This window comes from Paucilactobacillus kaifaensis (genome assembly GCF_005405145.1).
Lineage (GTDB): Bacteria > Bacillota > Bacilli > Lactobacillales > Lactobacillaceae > Paucilactobacillus > Paucilactobacillus kaifaensis.
On record NZ_BJDM01000008.1, the window covers coordinates 1 to 16773 of the forward strand.

The 16773-nt window shown below is 36.8% G+C and carries 22 protein-coding genes; 3 read left to right on the forward strand and 19 right to left on the reverse strand.

The window, feature by feature from the left end; all coding sequences use genetic code 11:
• Positions 1 to 279: 279 nt before the first annotated feature.
• The gene (locus tag FFM51_RS04720; RefSeq protein WP_137597487.1) at positions 280 to 645 is read right to left on the reverse strand and encodes a hypothetical protein; all 366 of its coding nucleotides are present in this window, start codon (positions 643 to 645) and stop codon (positions 280 to 282) included.
• Between the two features lie 173 nt (positions 646 to 818).
• Between FFM51_RS04720 and FFM51_RS04725 the strand changes: the two genes are divergently transcribed.
• Positions 819 to 1328, forward strand: a complete 510-nt coding sequence (locus FFM51_RS04725; RefSeq protein WP_137597488.1) for a phosphatidylglycerophosphatase A family protein — start codon at positions 819 to 821, stop codon at positions 1326 to 1328.
• A gap of 49 nt (positions 1329 to 1377) precedes the next feature.
• Positions 1378 to 2004 (forward strand): VTT domain-containing protein, encoded by a 627-nt coding sequence (locus FFM51_RS04730; RefSeq protein ID WP_137597489.1) that lies wholly within the window; start codon positions 1378 to 1380, stop codon positions 2002 to 2004.
• 8 nt (positions 2005 to 2012) lie between these two features.
• Here FFM51_RS04730 and FFM51_RS04735 read toward each other — a convergent pair whose 3' ends face one another.
• The 17 genes from FFM51_RS04735 to ccpA form a co-directional block, all read right to left on the reverse strand.
• The gene (locus FFM51_RS04735) at positions 2013 to 2654 is read right to left on the reverse strand and encodes a TIGR01906 family membrane protein (protein ID WP_137597490.1); all 642 of its coding nucleotides are present in this window, start codon (positions 2652 to 2654) and stop codon (positions 2013 to 2015) included.
• On the reverse strand, positions 2629 to 3408 hold the full coding sequence (locus FFM51_RS04740; RefSeq protein ID WP_137597491.1) for a TIGR01457 family HAD-type hydrolase: 780 nt from the start codon (positions 3406 to 3408) through the stop codon (positions 2629 to 2631). Before FFM51_RS04740 ends, FFM51_RS04735 begins: the two co-directional genes overlap by 26 nt.
• A 16-nt stretch (positions 3409 to 3424) precedes the next feature.
• Positions 3425 to 4060, reverse strand: coding sequence for a YutD family protein (locus FFM51_RS04745; protein ID WP_137597492.1), 636 nt, complete (start codon positions 4058 to 4060; stop codon positions 3425 to 3427).
• 25 nt (positions 4061 to 4085) lie between these two features.
• Positions 4086 to 5465 (reverse strand): bifunctional metallophosphatase/5'-nucleotidase, encoded by a 1380-nt coding sequence (locus tag FFM51_RS04750; RefSeq protein ID WP_137597493.1) that lies wholly within the window; start codon positions 5463 to 5465, stop codon positions 4086 to 4088.
• 40 nt (positions 5466 to 5505) lie between these two features.
• On the reverse strand, positions 5506 to 6114 hold the full coding sequence (locus FFM51_RS04755) for a metallophosphoesterase family protein (RefSeq protein ID WP_137597494.1): 609 nt from the start codon (positions 6112 to 6114) through the stop codon (positions 5506 to 5508).
• A gap of 79 nt (positions 6115 to 6193) precedes the next feature.
• Entirely contained in the window at positions 6194 to 7384 is a 1191-nt protein-coding gene (locus FFM51_RS04760; protein WP_137597495.1) for an acetate/propionate family kinase, read from the reverse strand.
• Between the two features lie 14 nt (positions 7385 to 7398).
• Entirely contained in the window at positions 7399 to 8412 is a 1014-nt protein-coding gene (locus FFM51_RS04765) for a class I SAM-dependent methyltransferase (RefSeq protein ID WP_349720520.1), read from the reverse strand.
• A gap of 66 nt (positions 8413 to 8478) precedes the next feature.
• Complete coding sequence (locus FFM51_RS04770; protein WP_137597496.1) at positions 8479 to 8763, reverse strand: hypothetical protein; 285 nt, start codon at positions 8761 to 8763, stop codon at positions 8479 to 8481.
• Positions 8756 to 9202: a competence type IV pilus minor pilin ComGF gene (locus FFM51_RS04775; RefSeq protein WP_137597497.1), complete on the reverse strand. Its 447-nt coding sequence runs from the start codon at positions 9200 to 9202 to the stop codon at positions 8756 to 8758. Before FFM51_RS04775 ends, FFM51_RS04770 begins: the two co-directional genes overlap by 8 nt.
• A complete protein-coding gene (locus FFM51_RS04780; RefSeq protein WP_137597498.1) occupies positions 9199 to 9486 on the reverse strand; it encodes a hypothetical protein in 288 nt (95 codons plus the stop codon). The genes FFM51_RS04775 and FFM51_RS04780 overlap by 4 nt, the downstream gene beginning before the upstream one ends.
• Complete coding sequence (locus FFM51_RS04785) at positions 9470 to 9910, reverse strand: prepilin-type N-terminal cleavage/methylation domain-containing protein (protein WP_137597499.1); 441 nt, start codon at positions 9908 to 9910, stop codon at positions 9470 to 9472. Before FFM51_RS04785 ends, FFM51_RS04780 begins: the two co-directional genes overlap by 17 nt.
• Positions 9903 to 10235, reverse strand: a complete 333-nt coding sequence (gene comGC / locus FFM51_RS04790) for a competence type IV pilus major pilin ComGC (protein WP_137597500.1) — start codon at positions 10233 to 10235, stop codon at positions 9903 to 9905. Before comGC ends, FFM51_RS04785 begins: the two co-directional genes overlap by 8 nt.
• Before the next feature lie 2 nt (positions 10236 to 10237).
• Positions 10238 to 11293, reverse strand: a complete 1056-nt coding sequence (gene comGB, locus FFM51_RS04795; RefSeq protein ID WP_137597501.1) for a competence type IV pilus assembly protein ComGB — start codon at positions 11291 to 11293, stop codon at positions 10238 to 10240.
• On the reverse strand, positions 11229 to 12215 hold the full coding sequence (gene comGA, locus FFM51_RS04800) for a competence type IV pilus ATPase ComGA (RefSeq protein WP_137597502.1): 987 nt from the start codon (positions 12213 to 12215) through the stop codon (positions 11229 to 11231). Before comGA ends, comGB begins: the two co-directional genes overlap by 65 nt.
• A 106-nt stretch (positions 12216 to 12321) precedes the next feature.
• On the reverse strand, positions 12322 to 13056 hold the full coding sequence (locus FFM51_RS04805; protein WP_137597503.1) for a YebC/PmpR family DNA-binding transcriptional regulator: 735 nt from the start codon (positions 13054 to 13056) through the stop codon (positions 12322 to 12324).
• Positions 13057 to 13156: 100 nt separating this feature from the next.
• Entirely contained in the window at positions 13157 to 13966 is an 810-nt protein-coding gene (locus FFM51_RS04810) for a hypothetical protein (protein WP_137597504.1), read from the reverse strand.
• A 25-nt stretch (positions 13967 to 13991) separates the two neighbouring features.
• Positions 13992 to 14993, reverse strand: coding sequence for a catabolite control protein A (gene ccpA, locus FFM51_RS04815; RefSeq protein ID WP_137597505.1), 1002 nt, complete (start codon positions 14991 to 14993; stop codon positions 13992 to 13994).
• A 169-nt stretch (positions 14994 to 15162) separates the two neighbouring features.
• Here ccpA and FFM51_RS04820 point away from each other — a divergent pair, with 169 nt between their 5' ends.
• Positions 15163 to 16260 (forward strand): M24 family metallopeptidase, encoded by a 1098-nt coding sequence (locus FFM51_RS04820; protein WP_137597506.1) that lies wholly within the window; start codon positions 15163 to 15165, stop codon positions 16258 to 16260.
• A 73-nt stretch (positions 16261 to 16333) separates the two neighbouring features.
• Here the strand turns inward: FFM51_RS04820 and FFM51_RS04825 are convergent, their stop codons facing one another.
• A complete protein-coding gene (locus FFM51_RS04825; protein WP_137597507.1) occupies positions 16334 to 16762 on the reverse strand; it encodes a YtxH domain-containing protein in 429 nt (142 codons plus the stop codon).
• Positions 16763 to 16773 lie beyond the last annotated feature (11 nt).

Consider the following 16773-nt stretch of genomic DNA (forward strand, 5'->3'; position numbering starts at 1 on the left):
AATGTTTCTTGCCTTAAACCCGAAGGTTTAAGGACCCTACACATTTGATTTGTCGAAACTTTGTTCAGTTTTCAAAGGTCTACTTTGTTGCCGCAAGACAACTGTTATATAATATCATCATGTCAATCAAGTGTCAATTTAATTTTTTAAAAATGAATAAATATTCATTTTGCTCTCATTAAAGTTCAACTTAATTCATTCAATTAATTAACTTATCCTTTGCGACAACAAATATCATAGCAATAAAATTCAGCTCGGTCAAGGCCGAATTTAAAAAAATTAATCAAAAAAAGGAGCAGTATCCATTTCAATTGTTTGAAATAGATGTTGTAGCTGATCAACCTCAACAAACTTAAGGCCTTTGATACGTTGACATGCCGTAACAACACTACCTTCGTGATCATGGATGGAGAAGACAAACAAAGTCTGTTTATTATCTCCTTTGACCATTGATAGTTCTTCCAATCTTAAGCAGTCTGTATCAACGCCAACTGAATTCTTTAAATATTCAAGCATTGTTGCTAAGACAGTTGCATGTTCCTTTTCACTTTCAATAGATAAAAAATGATATGGTGCCTCACCCGTAACTAGAAAAGTTGTACTTTTAGAGTTACTGATTACGATTGTACCTGCTACTTTTGTCAAAGTTTTCCCCTCAAATCTCTCTTGATTATCTCATTATAGCTTCGTCGTCTAAGCAAGTAAAGCAACATGGTTAAACGCTAAAACACTACCTGTCTTATCAATAACATAACTACTGTGGATCAGTTAAATATGATATACTATGTGTCGTATTTTGAATATAGGAGGAATTTGAGTTGGTAAAAAAAGATACTCCTCTGCGCGAGCAGACTGTTGCCCTACTAAACAACCGTGGTGTAACAATTGATGATATTAGTGAATTAGTCTATTTTCTCCAAAAGGACTATGTTGTAGGAATTACAACTAACCAATGTAAAGAAAATGTGGATGCTGTTTTAAGTAAACGTGAAGTTCAAAACGCCATCATTACTGGTATTCAACTAGATATAATGACCGAAAAAAACGAACTTTTCGAACCACTCCAATCAATGTTAGATAAAGATGAGAGTCTATATGGTGTTGATGAGACCCTGGCGTTATCAATTGTAAATGTTTATGGCTCAATTGGCTTCACCAACTACGGCTACATCGATAAAATAAAGCCTGGAATTTTAACCAAACTAAATGCCCATAAGCAAGGAGAGGTGCACACATTCCTTGACGACTTAGTTGGAGCAATTGCGGCAGCTGCCGCAAGTAGAATGGCACACAAGGATCCTATCGATCAAGATGATCGCTTTCGCTAAAATCTACTAATTACAAATATCTTTCATACTAATTTAAAGGAGCAAACTATTGGAAACATTAATCGATTTTATCATTCATATCGACGCACACCTAATCTCAATTGTTAACACTTTTGGTAATTGGTCCTATTTGATCCTATTTGCAATTGTTTTTGTAGAAACCGGTGCCGTAATCTTACCCTTTCTTCCTGGGGACTCGCTATTGTTTGCAGCTAGTGCTTTAGCAGCAAATCCCAAATACAACTTGAGCTTCAGTGTCTTTTTTATTTTATTTTTAATTGCCTGCATAGCTGGTGACTCTCTAAACTTTTTGATTGGTCAAAAAGTAGGTAAAACACTATCAAGCCACTCATTGTTTGGAAAATTAATTGATAAAAAGAGCCTGGCCAGGTCCGAACAATTTTTCGAAAAGCATGGGGCTCCCGCAATCATACTTGCCCGCTATATGCCAATCATTCGTACCTTTGCACCTTTTGTAGCTGCTGGATCTGGTTTCGCGTATCATAGTTTCATTCGTTTCAGCCTAATGGGCTGCATCTCTTGGGTTTTAATTTGTACTCTGTGTGGTTATTTCTTTGGTAACTTACCATTTGTCCAGGATCATTTTTCTGTAATTATTTTAGCAATCATCGTAGTTACTTTAATTCCGGCAGTTGTGGGATTAATTCGCTCTTGATTTTCTTCTCACACAGATGAGCTAGATTGATGTTTGCTGATTAAATATAAACTGACCAATTCGACTTCAAGTAAAATAACAAACAACAACAGCGTTTGGGTAAAAAATGTTTCGTCTAAGACATTAATAATCGGATCCGTTACTGGATCAAATAGCCAATCATTGTTACTAAATACTAACTTATGAAATACAACAAAATAATGATTAAAATTAATTGCTAATATTGTGAAGAGTATTGGAACGCCCACGATTAATCCTTGCAGCGGAAACATCAATTGCCAAAGTTGATGTTTCTTTTTTTTATTCCACAAAAGTATGCTACCAGCAAATCCACTCAAGACCAGCACAATCTCGTTTAGCAAAAATAAGTTTTTTACGTCACTAAAGTGTTGTTGACCTGATACAGAAATTGCAACAAATTTAAAATGTAATGACCCACCTGGTATCTGTAGATAACTCATCAATCGCCAGTAATCGGACATAACTTGGGCGTGGGTGATACCAAAGATTTCATGGTGTGATAAATACACCATAATCGGGGTTATATTTAATGTAATAAAAATGGCCATACTAATGAAAAAGAGCACCATAATGCTCCCCGTTAGTATTGCCACTAGATAATATTTAATGTTTGCTAAGATCCCATTCATCTAAAGTATCCACCTGATAAGTTGGCAATATTTCTTCGTGTGCTACTTCATTACGCTTGGATAAACCCGTATACACAAGTAAAGTATCCATGCCAACATTAATTCCTGCTTTGATATCAGTATGATAGTTATCACCAACCATCACTACCTGTTCTTTGGACAATCCGAGCTTTTTCAAAGCCATTTGCATAATAATTTTTTCTGGTTTACCAACCATAACTGGTTTTTGTTGAGTTGCATACTCCACCAATTTAACCAATGACCCAGCTCCTGGAACCATGCCTCGTTCATTTGGTAAATTACTATCTGCATTGGTACCAATAAACGTAGCACCATTACGAATAGCCAATACAGCTAATTCCAACTTATGGTAAGTTACATCTGAGTCAAGGCCAACCACTACATAATCAGGCTGCTCTTCATCAAATGAAAATCCAACATTCAACAGCGCATTCTTCAGTCCAATCTCTCCAACCACATAAACTTTACGATGAGCTTGATTCGCACGCTGGTCCAAATAATCAGCCGTTGCTAACGCCGTAGTGTAAATATTACTTTGATCAACTGTAATGTTATGATTCTGACGTAAGTTATTCGCGACAAATTGCGGTGTTCGTGTACTATTATTGGTAACAAACATTACTTTTTTATTTAATTCCTGCAGCCGTTGTACGAATCTAGCTGCAGCTGGAATAGTAGTTGTCCCCTTGTAGGTTGTTCCATCCAAATCGATAAAGTACCCTTGATAATGCATCCCAAATACTCCTTAACTATTTATGCCGAATTACAAAGCGCTGGTTTTGCGACCGCTTATTATCTGTTCGAACCGCAGTCTGATTTTTACGTTCACTAACAGGAACAGGATTGACCTTTGTTTGGCGTTCTCTGATTTGTGGTTCACTTGCTCGATTACGATTATGATTAACCTGTTTTTTTCTATTATTTATATTTGTCGGTCGTTTAGGACGTTTTGACTCAGTCTGTGTTCGATTCTGTGAGTTATGTTTAGCCTTATTATGATGACTTGTACGTTCTTTAGGTGTCCTAACATCTAAATTCTGAATCACAAAATAGGCACAACCAAAATTACAATACTCATAAAGATAATCTTGAATTGTGTCAACCATTTGATTTTTTTGAGCATTCGCATTGTTTGCCGCATAAAATCCTTTTAATCTTAACTGTTCAAAGCCCCAATCACCAACGATATAATCATACTTACTCAAAATCGTACTAAATCGTTCTCCCAATTTATCAGTATCAAAAGCATCCCGATAATTAGCCACCAACTGATACTGGTGACCATTAATCGTAAATGCTGTTTCGTCTTCTCGCTCAACTTTAAAAATATCAGCCCGTTGTTCTTGCCTCTCGGCAATTAACTGTTTCATTTTTTCTCGATCCATCTTAAAGCCCCCTTTCAATCCTATTTTAAATTGGAAAATGTTTCATTAAATAACTGCCAACTACGTCCCTGAAAAACTTATTATACATTAATTTATTATTCCCTGCGATCTCAATCGTTGGAAAAAAAGGAATAAATAGATAGTGGTCTAATGTGGCCAATGTATATTGACCAAAGATGTCAATTGGCTGGTGGTTGCTTGTCACCTGCTTAGTTTTTTGATTAAACTCCAGTCCTGCATAATGAATTTCTCCAAATATTTTGCCGCGAAAGCCCATACCCTTTAATGGAAAACGGCGTAAAAAGCCTCTATTTTTTTCAATTTCTCGAACCAGTCTAATTAAATTAGACCCAGATAAAGTTACTGTCATTACGTGCATTGCATGTGGCAACATCTTATGCAATTGATCGCGATTCACAATTCCTTCATCCAAACCAGTTAAAAATAATCCCGTATTTAACATAGCGAGATTAGTATTCGTAGCTTCTCTAATAGCATCTAGCCCACAACCAACTAAACTAAGATCATTTTCAAAATCAACCGATAATGCGTTCGGTATTTTTGCTATCTGTTGATCGGTCAATAATTTCTCACCAGTTCGTCGGTACTCATCGATCTCATCCAAGTCTGTAGGCTCACTAGGTAAGTGCTCTGTGACAGTCACTCGTGCCTGAGCAGCAGAAACTTTATGATCCTCTAACTCTAAATCAATTTTACCAATATACTGTCCATACTTTCCCGCAGCAGCAAGTAATGATTGCCCCACGCGTTTACCGTGTTCTAGCAAATGATGTGTATGACTTCCGATGATAACATTAAATTCCGGAAAATTAGTTGCAATCTTTTCATCAACCGTAATTCCCAAATGGGACAATAAAACTAACACATCGTATTGACCCTCAATTTTGTCCAATAAATGTGGAATCGCCTCGAACACATCAATTGGCTGCCACCCCTCTAGTGGATAAGTCAAAGTAAACGGCGCTGTTAAACCTAAAATGGCGACTTTCGTTCCAGTTGCAGTCGTAATAATCTTAAATTGTTGGGCAAAATCAGGCTGTTGTCCATTTTTTTGATCTAGCAAATTACCCAAAACAACATCGAAGTTGGCATGTTGATACAATTGCTCCAATTGCTTTTTGGTGTTACCCAACCCTTCATTATTGCCAATTGTAACTGCATCGTAGCCAATCTGATTCATTAATTCAACGTTTGCCTGTCCGTCCGTTGCTTCACTAAGTGGATGAACACGATCCATCGCATCCCCTAAATCAAACGTCAGCACACTGCTGTCTGCACCACTCAAGGCTTTTTGCTGCATTTTTAGATATCGTCTAATTTTGGGCCAGTTCTCAAAATGTGAATGTAGATCGTTTGTATGTAAAATCGTAATTTTTTCGCTCATCAAAAACCTCCGGCACACTACTTACATGTAATTATCACAATTAACGACGTTTATCAAAATCGACTTTTTTTCCATCAACCATTTGCTCAATATCTGCTAATGAAAGGGGTGCTCCAAATGGCAAATGATAATCTAAATACGCGGTCTCTGGCGTATCAACCCCAACATTGATGTTTTCTTTGGCCGGAACCGCATAATGATGAATATGGCCATGCAAATTAATTATTTGCGGTGCAATCCCAAGCATCATTGGATAATGAGTTAAATAATATTGCCGGTGATCATACTTGAATAATACACCCACATCATGAAACTCAAATTTTGGTTTATCGTTGAGCAAATAATTGTTCTGATCAAGAAATTTAAATAATTCACGGCTATCATGGTTTCCTTTGATCAACACCAAATGACCATTTAACTGTTTTAAAACTGATAAAACAGCCTCATTTGATTTAATAGCTGGATGAGTAAAATAAAGTGCAATATCGCCCAGATGATAAACCGTATCTTTGTCCTCTACCCGTTCATTCCAATGATCAATAATGTCCTGATTCATTTGCTCAACATTGGCATAGGGCCGAATTGCAAAGTCAGTTTTGCCAAGTAAACTCTCATGAAAAAAATGTGTATCTGCTGTAATAAACCGCATGTTAAGTCCCCTTCGATTCAGTTCAAATAAAAAAGAATCAGATTAAATATTAATCTGACTCTCATTATATCTCATTTTACTATTTTTTTAATCTTTCAACATCACGGGCGATCATTAATTCTTCGTCTGTTGGTACTAATAACGTTTTAACTGTAGCATCATTAGTACTCAAATCACGCTCAACTCCACGGATATTATTTTTTTCAGGATCAATTCCAACTCCAAAATATGATAACCCGTCTGCTACACTTTGACGAATGCCAATATCATTTTCACCAACACCAGCAGTGAATACTAATACATCAAGTCCATTCATTTCAGCAACATATTGGCCAATATAACGAATAACTCTATTGATCCAAATATCTCGAGCTAATTTAGCACGATGATTAGTATCCATCACTTTTTCTAGATCACGCATGTCTGCAGATACACCAGAAACGCCTACTAACCCAGATTTATGATTTAAAATATCAATCATTTCTTCTGGATCTGAAATTTTCAACTTACCTTGCATCCACGACACTAAAGAAGCATCGACATCCCCAGAACGAGTAGCCATTGTAACACCGGCTAGTGGGGTAAATCCCATCGACGTATCAAATGACTTGCCATCTTTGATTGCCGTAATTGAGGCTCCAGCACCTAAATGAAGAGTAATCATTTTTAGATCTTTTAATGGCTTGCCGACCAATTCAGCAGCTCGATTAGAAACATAGCGATGGCTAGTACCATGTGCACCATATTTACGAGCTCCATACTTCTCATACCATTCATAAGGAACACTATACATATAATTAACTTCTGGCATTGTTTGATGGAAAGAAGTATCAAAGACTGCCACTGAAGTCACGTTTGGCAAGATCTTACGAAATGCTTTAATTCCAGTCAAGTTTGCTGGATTGTGTAAAGGAGCATAATCAGCTAATTCATCAATTTTAGCAATGACATCGTCGTCAATAACTACGGAATCTTTGAAATACTCACCACCAGCAACCACGCGATGTCCAACACCTGTGATTTCACTAAAATCACTGATTATTGATAGATCAAGTAATTGTTTCAAAAGAAAGTTAATTGCTACTTCATGATCCTTAATTGACATAGTTTGATTAAACTTCTTGCCGTCACCATATTTTATCGAAACAATCGCATCATCCATTCCGATTCGCTCGATAACACCTTTGGCAATTACCTCTTCACTTGGCATTTCAAATAATTGAAATTTTAACGTAGAACTTCCAGCATTAATAGCAATAGTTTTTGACATACTTTACTTCTCCTTTAGACGCTTAAATTTGTGGCTACCCAACGATCAATTTCCTGCATAAATGAAGCAAATTCAGCTTTATTTTTAAACGATGGAAATTCTCCTAATAATACTTTGGTTGCTTGTTTACTATTAGGCCCCTGTCGTTGCAATAACAAAATCGATTTTTGCGCTTGTTTAGTTTGAAATAACTCACTAGGTAGGTTGATAAGACCTTGTAAATGGGCGTGTTTTTGAATCCACTCAACAAACTGCTTAGATTCACTCGATTGAAACAAACTGCTAGGAACCAAAAATGCCCCAAACCCACCAGGCTTAAGATAATTCATTGCCTGTTCAATCAATAGATGATGAACATAAGAATGGCCCTTGTTGGCGCGAGTTTCATAGTTAGCAACATTATCATCCAAAGGATAATAACCTACTGGTAAATCAGAAACAACCAGTTCGCTTTGTGGAATATCAAGTGAATCAATCGCATCTTGATGATATAGATCAATGTCTTGATGCTGCAATGTTGTATTGATACTAGCAACTGCTAGCATGGAGTCGTCATTATCAATCCCATAACCATGGACTTTCAACTTAGTTACACTATGCAAATGATTCATTACAGTTGTCAATAAATTGCCAGTTCCAACGCTTAAATCAAAAATTGAAAATGGCTTAGTAAAATGACTAACCTTTTCCAGTAAATAAGCCATCAAAATGCCAATCGTATCAGGAGTCATTTGATGATTAGACTGAATTGCATCTTGTTTAATTGCTTTAAGCATGATTAACTGTACGACCGTGCGAATTTCCTCAGGGGTAACATTTTTTAAATTAATCGTCTGGTAGATCGCCTGCAATTTTTTTGCCGCTTGTTGATCGGGCTTGCCATCTTCAATTTGAACGTTTCCATCATCGATCAAATTATCGGCATTTTCAATGAAAGCATCCAAGTATGAGTTTGAAACCGCTTGCTGTAAAATGGTTGTTGACTCATCAAATAATTTAAATAATGGCTCTATTTTTTCTTGTGCCAGTTTGCCTTCACTCCAATCTCACTATTTTCATTCACCCCACTAGTTTACAGATTTTCACAATCGAATTCAAGAACCCTGAGGACTTTGATTAGCTGAAAATACAAATCCATTTGTTAATTTCGCCTGTACCTGCTCTGAATTCTTACGTGTAACGACTCCGGTATTAAATTTATTAATCTGCTTTTTATCAGATTTAAGATTAATCATTGTTTGGCACAGTAATTCATTTTGTAATTTAGAATAGATCTGACGTTGTTCGCTATACTGTCGGTAGCGATACAATTCAATAGTCGTCGTCACCGTCATTACAATTAAAACGCTTAGCAATGCATAAGCAGGTTGTCTATTCATTGTTTTCTCCCATAAATTTATTGAAAATGACAATATTATCATATTTATGACCACTTAAAGTTTCCACTTTAAGTTCAACTTGTCGGTCAGAAATTTGTTGCGCATGAAAATCTTTGACACGGTCCAATAGCGGTAAATAACCACCGCCATTTTCTTGTAGGCTCAAATACAGGTGTGTACTTTTTCCATTTAATTGGTAATATTTCACACTAATCGGGCTATTTAACATCAAGCGATGATCCGAACAACTCATTAATTGAAATTGATGGGTTGGTGATTCTAATTCCCGCAAAAAAAGGTACCATTGAGCCGATTCATCAATCGTTTGATGATCGTTTTTTTGAAATGAATGTAAAAATAATCCAATTAGCATAGCTACCATTGAAGTAATTAGCAAGGCTAAAATACACTCGATTAAAGTAAAGCCACTTTTTTTCATCGTGCCACCGTTAACAGTAATTTATCATTTTGGTTAACTCTTACTGCCCGTTCATTAACCACAACTGAATATCCATTCTGGGTGAATTGACGTTTCTCATGATTAATCAAAAATTGATCAGAGGCCTCCTTTGCAATTCTTGCAATAATAAGTTCTTGTTTGGCATGCCAGAGCTGTGACTGTAGTTGATGTTCATTAATACAGTACCAAGTAATTACAATGCTTAATATTATCAACGCAACAATGCTGTCAGCCAACACGAAACCACTATTTTTCAATTTCAACGTAAAAACCTCCCCAGGCCAACTGAATCTTCATATCATAATTTTGATTTGTTAAATTCGAACGAAATTTTTGCGTTCGGGCCTTAACATAGCCATTCGGTAACATTTTCAATTTTGCAAAACTAATAACCTGAATAGTTTTAGGAATAACAACATCATTATGTCTTGGAATAATATGTTGATCTGTCCAACTAAACCTGATTGCACGTCTTGACGGTAAATAATTTATGTCCGTGCCTTTATCATTTCCTCGTGCTCGCACCTGGCTAGCTTGCCAATTTTGCCGTAAGCTTTGCCAAAAATGTCGTTCCTGACTTGCAGCAGCAACCTGTCTTAATTGCACTGCACCAAACCCAAACATCAAACTTACCAACCCTAAGACAATTAAAGTCTCTAATAATGTAAATCCCTTATTTTTATTCATTACCAGCTGTTGCTTTGTCACCCACTATTTTAATGTGTTCCCTTTGGGCTTTGGCAACTTGATCCTTTGTCAGATAATCTTTTTGTTGCAACGTTTCAAAATCAACTTTATTGTCATCAGTTTCATTTTCATATAAATCAATTTGAGTTTGAACAACCGATACCATTGCATTTCGATGGACACCAGAAGCATGTTTCCGCTGTGCCGCTAAATTGGGTAATATGATTAACACTAAGAGACTAATTATAAATAGTACGACTGACATTTCTAATAGCGTAAAACCTTTACGCTGCTTACTTTTAATACTGTTTTTAATTTTCTTCATGACTAATAAATTCCTTTCATTGACTGATAAATTGGTAACATGATTCTTAAATACATCCCAATAATCACGATTGCTATCACTCCAAATAGTAGTGGCTGCACCAGAGTTAATAAACGTTCAATTGATTGAATTAAACGCTTAAATAACATTCGTGAAAAAACATCTAGTTCATTGCCTAATTCTAAAATTGATTCACCCTTATTCATAAATATTATTAATTCATGTGGTAGATAAGGATACTGTTTAATTAATTGATTCGGACTCTGCCCACTATTTAATGACTGGTCCAGCACTTCTCCCAACTGATGCAATAACGATGTTTCATCAAATTGTTGCACCAGTTGACAAACTGACTTAATCCCCATTCCATTTTGCAACAGCAAAGCAAAATTAGTTACTAAATAATAGCCATAATATTGACGATAACTTTTACCAATTACAGGCAATTGGCAAAGTAAATTCACTCGATTCATCGTTGAAGTTTTCATCCATCTAAATAATGTCAGTAGTATCAGCCCGATCACTACCATAGCAAGCCCACCCCACAACCATGGCAAAAAAGATAACTTTCCAGTCCCAATGCCCTGGTCATTTTGCCAAACAGCCAACTCAGGAAAAACTAATACTTTTAATGCCAGCAATAATAGTCCCAAAAGTCCTAATAATATTACAGGATATCGTAACAGCGTTTTTAATTTTAACTGTTGTTGAACTTTCAAATTTAGAAAGTTTCCTAATCGAGCAATTGTCTGCTGCAAATTACCATGCTGTTCAGCTATTTTTAATTGATAATAAATATCTCGACTAACATACTGCCGTAAACTGTCCGCAAAGTTAGCACCCTGTGTCATTTGATGATCAACTGCCACTAACATTTTGGCATGCTCAGGCATCAAAGTCTGTGAGAAACTAATTGCCTGATGCATTGAAAACCCAACTTTCAACAAATCAGACAACAATGAGAACCATCCTGCCTGTTCTCTGGTTTTGAGTTTACCCCCATTGATATTTATTTGCCGTTGTCCTGGTAATTTTATTTTCTTGACTGCATTGATCAAGATGCCGCCCCCATTCAGTTGTCATTGTTCCCAAATTGTTTTTTTCAAATGCCATTTGTAACTGAGATTCGCTAAGCAAATCATAGAGTACCGCAAACTGACTATCAGTTGTTGGCAACAGTCTTTGATAACACACTCCTTGAATTACCTGTTCTAAATAACTAGCATCAACCTCTAGTTGCAACATTCGATTAATTACTCCAAATGTATTTCGGGAATGAATGGTAGCCATCACCAAATGACCACTTAATGCCGCCTTAACCGCCATATTAGCAGTCATGGTGTCTCTAATTTCTCCAATAATGAAAACATCTGGTCGATGGCGTAGTCCAACTTTTAATAACTGTTCGTAATCCATTTGTGCTCGCTCATTAACTTGTAACTGAATAAAATTTGGTTCTTGGATTTCAACAGGATCTTCGATTGTCATTACAATTTGTGATTGGCAACAATTTTTTGCTAGTTGGTACATAGTAGTCGTTTTTCCTGAACCCATTGGTCCTGAAAATAACACCAATCCACGGCGGCTAATAATCTGTTCTAACTGGGGCCACTGTTGTGACACTAGTTGCTGACCTCTTAACTGTCCCAAAGGATAGATAAATCGAATTACTAAGGACTCATTTCCCTGAAAATCTCCAACACTTGAAAGTCGTAGATTGATTGCTTGCTTATTTACTTGCCATAAAATGGCTCCAACCTGAGGCCGACGATGTTCGCTAACAGCCATGTTAGCACGATACTTTAAATACGTAATTAATTTATTTCCCTCCTCTTTTGTCACCTGATCGACCGTTGTTAACTGAATTTGTGAATTGAGCATTATTTTATATCCCTTATTAGTCGGCAAAATATACAAATCAGACGATTGACTTTCAACACATTGCAAAATATAACCCGAAAACTTTTCTGAACTAATCATAAAAACCTCCCCCCACTAACTATTAAATACGCGAAAGAAAAAACAATTTCACGAAAAAAAAGACCCAAACATCAATTTGATGTTTGGATCATTCATAATCAATTAATTAATCTTCATCTGAAACTACTCCAGCTTCATATACATCAGCAACATCATCATTACTTTCTAATTCATCAATGAGATGTTGATACTGTGAAACTTTATCTGCCGGTACCTCAGTAGTATTTTCTGGTAACATCGTTACTTCTGCTGTATCCAGATCGTATCCTTTTTCTTGTAATGCATCACGAACGCTAACTAGATCACTTGGAGCAGTGAAAATTTCGAATGCTTCATCTTCAGCATTCATATCTTCAGCGCCAGCATCTAAAGCATCCATTAACATTGTATCTTCATCAGTGTCTAATCCATCACGTAAAATAACAATATAGCCGCGACGGTTAAACATATATGACACAGAACCAGTTGCACCAAGTGCACCACCGGAATGAGTAAACGCTGAACGAATTGCAGCAGCAGTACGGTTCTTGTTATCAGTCAGTGCCGATACCATTACAGCAATACCGCCAGGCCCATACCCTTCATAAGTAATTTCATCAAACTTGGCGCCACCAGCACCAGTTGCCTTATCAATTGCACGTTGCACATTATCTTTAGGCATGTTAGCACCACGCGCTTTATCCATCACCAAACGTAGTTGAGGGTTATTCGCGGGATCAGGATCACCTGCTTTAGCGGCTTGATACAAGTCACGTGAAATCTTTTGAAAAATTTTGCCACGCTTGGCATCTTGGGCGTTTTTACGTCCTTGAATATTATGCCATTTAGAATGTCCTGACATGTCGAACTCCTCTTTTCCGTAATTAGTGAATTTTAGCCTTTTCAGACCAATAAAAATAATATCAAATCTCCATCTATAAATCAAGCATGTACGCCTGTGTCTATCCTCTGAACACCCTGCGTAAGCCTAACAAGATGGCTCCAACAATTAATAAAGTCAGTGCCAATCCATTACCAAAATGGCCTAAATCCTGAATTGCCTGACTACTTAAAGTGCTCAAATAAGATGAACTCTCAACCAAGCTATTCAAGAATACCATCATTGCCTTAATAAGGGCCAGGGCTAACAATGAACTAATTATTAAAATCCAGCTCAATGAAGCAATCAAATGATGCCGCATCAACGCCCATATCAGCAATAATATCAAGATAATTGTACTTAGAACCAACACCATTGTTGTGGTTTTTTTTGCCATCAGTAATTTACTAGAAATTTCCTTGACCCGGGCTGTATTTATTTGCTGCGTGATAGCTTCATTAATTTTGGTTTTGACAGTGCTTGTAATTGCAGTTGGTAACTGACTTGTGCTAACACCTAAACCTGATAAATCTTGATCAATCAACTTTTCTGCCCTAGTAAAAACTGGATTTAAATTCAATTTGATTTCATTGCCAGCATAAACTTGCTTTACAGAAGTCTTGACTAAACGATTAGCTTCCTTTTTGGTCATTATATTGTCTGGAAGACCATATTGTGATAACTCCTGATTAACATTAGTGACAATAGTGGTACTAATAGACGATTTACTAATTTCACGAGCAACAAAATTCTGATTGAATATTGTGCCATTAAAAATTAGCGCCATCAAAAAAACAGTTGCAACAATTATTCCAATTAAATTAAAGCTACGGTGGTGTTTTTGATTACTTAATTGAACTTTACTTTTAAACTTTACTTGTCGACTCTCCAATTAACCACCTCCGGAACAAATACGATTAACGGGTAGAATCACGTTTTATTAAGCCATAGGGCAAAATCACGTTTCGTTCATCCACTTCTTCACCATTCATTAACTTGGTTAGCAAACGCATTGCCACCGCACCAATATCATAAAGTGGCTGAGTTACTGACGACATTTTTGGCCTTGTGATTTCCGTATATTTAGTGTCGTTAGCAGTTGTGATTTCAAATTGTTCGGGAACTTTAATTCCATGGTCAGTTAGGCCATTTAACAAACCTGCAGCTAATTCATCATCACCAACAAAAGCAGCAGTGACACCACTTTCTTGGATTTTTTCAGCTAGTTCATATCCTGTATTATATGAATTATTGGTCTCGTACACAAATTGATCATTAAATTGTTTGCCAGACTCTTCGATTGCTTGCCGATAACCTTTCAAACGATAATCGCGATTAATCGATTGTGACATAGGACCAATTACCAACGCTACTTTAGAGCTACCGCGTTTTAATAAATTAGTCACTGCTTCTTTAGTTGCAGCAACATAGTCAATGCTGACACTTGGTAAATCTTGTTTGATGTCAACGGAACCAGCAATAACGACTGGCATTGATGCGCGCTCAAATTCGTGCTTTAAATCGTCCCCCATTTGATTACCCATGAAGATAAGACCATCAACTTGTTTCGCCAATAAAGTATTCACCACTTGTAATTCTTTATTACCATTTTCATCAGAATTAGCCAAAATGATATTATACTTATACATTGATGCAATATCATCAATTCCTAATGCCAACTCTGCAAAATAAGCATTCGTAACATCTGGAATAATCACTCCGATTGTAGTTGTCTTTTTGCTAGCTAACCCTCGAGCAACCGCATTTGGTCGGTAGTCCAAGCGATCGATGACATCCAATACCTTCTTTCTAGTCGCTGGTTTAACATTAGGATTGCCATTGACAACTCGTGAAACTGTGGCCATTGAAACAGCTGCTTCTCTGGCAACATCATATATTGTAACTGTTTGTTTTTCCATTGTTTTAAGCCCTTTCTTCATTGATATGATTTGTTTTCATATTCTTTCATAACTCAGCTAATATAGCAGATTACCAGCAAAAACGCAAACCACAAGATTATTCGCCTACTCGGTTCAAGCCAAGAATTGTGCTATAATTGGTGCCAATCAATTGAAGGAGCGATGTTAGATGACACAATTAGAAAAAGTGCAACAATGGGTTAGTGACCAAGAACTCGACGCTGCCTACTTGAGCGATCCTATGACAATTACATACTTGACAGGATTTAATAGCGATCCAATTGAGCGAATTTTAGCTTTGATTGTATTTCCAGATCAAGATCCGTTTTTATTTGCCCCAGCACTAGAAGTTGAAGCAATTAAAGACACTGGTTGGAAATACCCTGTTTATGGATATTTAGACCATGAGCACCCATTTGAAATGATCGCCAATCAAGTTTTTAAGCGTAATTCCAATCCAAAAAACTGGGGAATTGAAAAATCACAGTTGACCATTGATCGGCTTAACTCGTTGACTGAACAATTTCCTAAAGCTCATTTTGATATGGATGTGACCGAATTAATTCAACGATTAAGACTAATCAAAAATCAAGATGAAATTGAGAAGTTAAATGAAGCTGGTAAATGGGCGGATTTTGCGTTTAAAACTGGATTTGAAGCCGTTAAAATTGGACAAACCGAACAACAAGTTGCTGCTCAATTGGAGTACGCCCTTAAACAACATGGTATTATGCAGATGAGTTTTGAGACTTTGATTCAAGCAGGTGCACATGCTGCAGAACCTCATGGGGCAACTGCCGCAAATAAAATTACTGGTGATGAACTAATTTTGTTTGACCTTGGGACAGTTTTTGAAGGGTACATTAGCGATGCTTCTAGAACAGTTGCTGTCGGAAAATTAAATGATAAACAGGCCGATATTTATAAGGTTTGTTTGGAAGCTCAGTTAACCGCCCAAGCTGCTGCTAAACCTGGCTTGACTGCAGAACAATTAGATAAAATTGCTCGCGACGTCATCACTAAAGCTGGTTACGGCGATTATTTCATCCACAGATTAGGTCATGGAATGGGAATGAGTGAGCACGAATTTCCATCCATTATGGAAGGTAACACCATGCAATTGGAACCTGGCATGTGTTTTTCTATTGAACCAGGAATCTATATTCCCGGTGTTGCCGGTGTCCGAATTGAGGACTGCGTTCATATTACTGCAGATGGCTGCCTACCATTTACACATACACCAAAAGAATTAACTTATGTTGGTTAAATCAAAAGTATAAGTTGTATATAAAAACACCCCTTTATCTTTGAAGGGGTGTTTTTATATACAACTTATACTTTTAAGATTGATCATCTGCATCGATAATTTCATCATCCGAATCAGTTTTGTCAATCACAATATCATCTGAAACATCATCTTCGTTTTCAACTGCAGAAGCTAATTGTTCACGAATTGATGCTGTTTGTTCCTCAAAATGATCATTGCTAAAATGGTCGACCACTTGATCTTTTTGTGCTTTTAATTTTTCGCTTGCTGTCCGTACCTTAGATTGGGCATCTTCTTTATATTGGTCCGCATTACTAATTAAGTCATCCGCCGCATCCTGAGCATAAAGCGCATAATCAATCACTTGATCCTTTAAGTTTGCGCTAGTATCTCTAACTTTTTGTTTAAGCTGATCTTTTTGTTCATCAGTGAGTAAGTAATGTGCTGCAGCAGCGGCAGCAACTCCACCAAGAGTCAATCCAATCAAAAATCCTTTAGCCATTGCCATCTTCC

Bases quoted from the DNA above. Each gene is read 5' to 3' on its own strand.
- FFM51_RS04735 (WP_137597490.1), bottom strand. From the start codon at position 2,654: ATGAATGGGATCTTAGCAAACATTAAATATTATCTAGTGGCAATACTA.
- FFM51_RS04740 (WP_137597491.1), bottom strand. From the start codon at position 3,408: ATGCATTATCAAGGGTACTTTATCGATTTGGATGGAACAACCTACAAG.
- FFM51_RS04745 (WP_137597492.1), bottom strand. From the start codon at position 4,060: ATGGATCGAGAAAAAATGAAACAGTTAATTGCCGAGAGGCAAGAACAA.
- FFM51_RS04750 (WP_137597493.1), bottom strand. From the start codon at position 5,465: ATGAGCGAAAAAATTACGATTTTACATACAAACGATCTACATTCACAT.
- FFM51_RS04755 (WP_137597494.1), bottom strand. From the start codon at position 6,114: ATGCGGTTTATTACAGCAGATACACATTTTTTTCATGAGAGTTTACTT.
- FFM51_RS04760 (WP_137597495.1), bottom strand. From the start codon at position 7,384: ATGTCAAAAACTATTGCTATTAATGCTGGAAGTTCTACGTTAAAATTT.
- FFM51_RS04770 (WP_137597496.1), bottom strand. From the start codon at position 8,763: ATGAATAGACAACCTGCTTATGCATTGCTAAGCGTTTTAATTGTAATG.
- FFM51_RS04775 (WP_137597497.1), bottom strand. From the start codon at position 9,202: ATGAAAAAAAGTGGCTTTACTTTAATCGAGTGTATTTTAGCCTTGCTA.
- FFM51_RS04785 (WP_137597499.1), bottom strand. From the start codon at position 9,910: ATGAATAAAAATAAGGGATTTACATTATTAGAGACTTTAATTGTCTTA.
- comGC (WP_137597500.1), bottom strand. From the start codon at position 10,235: ATGAAGAAAATTAAAAACAGTATTAAAAGTAAGCAGCGTAAAGGTTTT.
- comGA (WP_137597502.1), bottom strand. From the start codon at position 12,215: ATGATTAGTTCAGAAAAGTTTTCGGGTTATATTTTGCAATGTGTTGAA.
- FFM51_RS04805 (WP_137597503.1), bottom strand. From the start codon at position 13,056: ATGTCAGGACATTCTAAATGGCATAATATTCAAGGACGTAAAAACGCC.
- ccpA (WP_137597505.1), bottom strand. From the start codon at position 14,993: ATGGAAAAACAAACAGTTACAATATATGATGTTGCCAGAGAAGCAGCT.
- FFM51_RS04820 (WP_137597506.1), top strand. From the start codon at position 15,163: ATGACACAATTAGAAAAAGTGCAACAATGGGTTAGTGACCAAGAACTC.
- FFM51_RS04825 (WP_137597507.1), bottom strand. From the start codon at position 16,762: ATGGCTAAAGGATTTTTGATTGGATTGACTCTTGGTGGAGTTGCTGCC.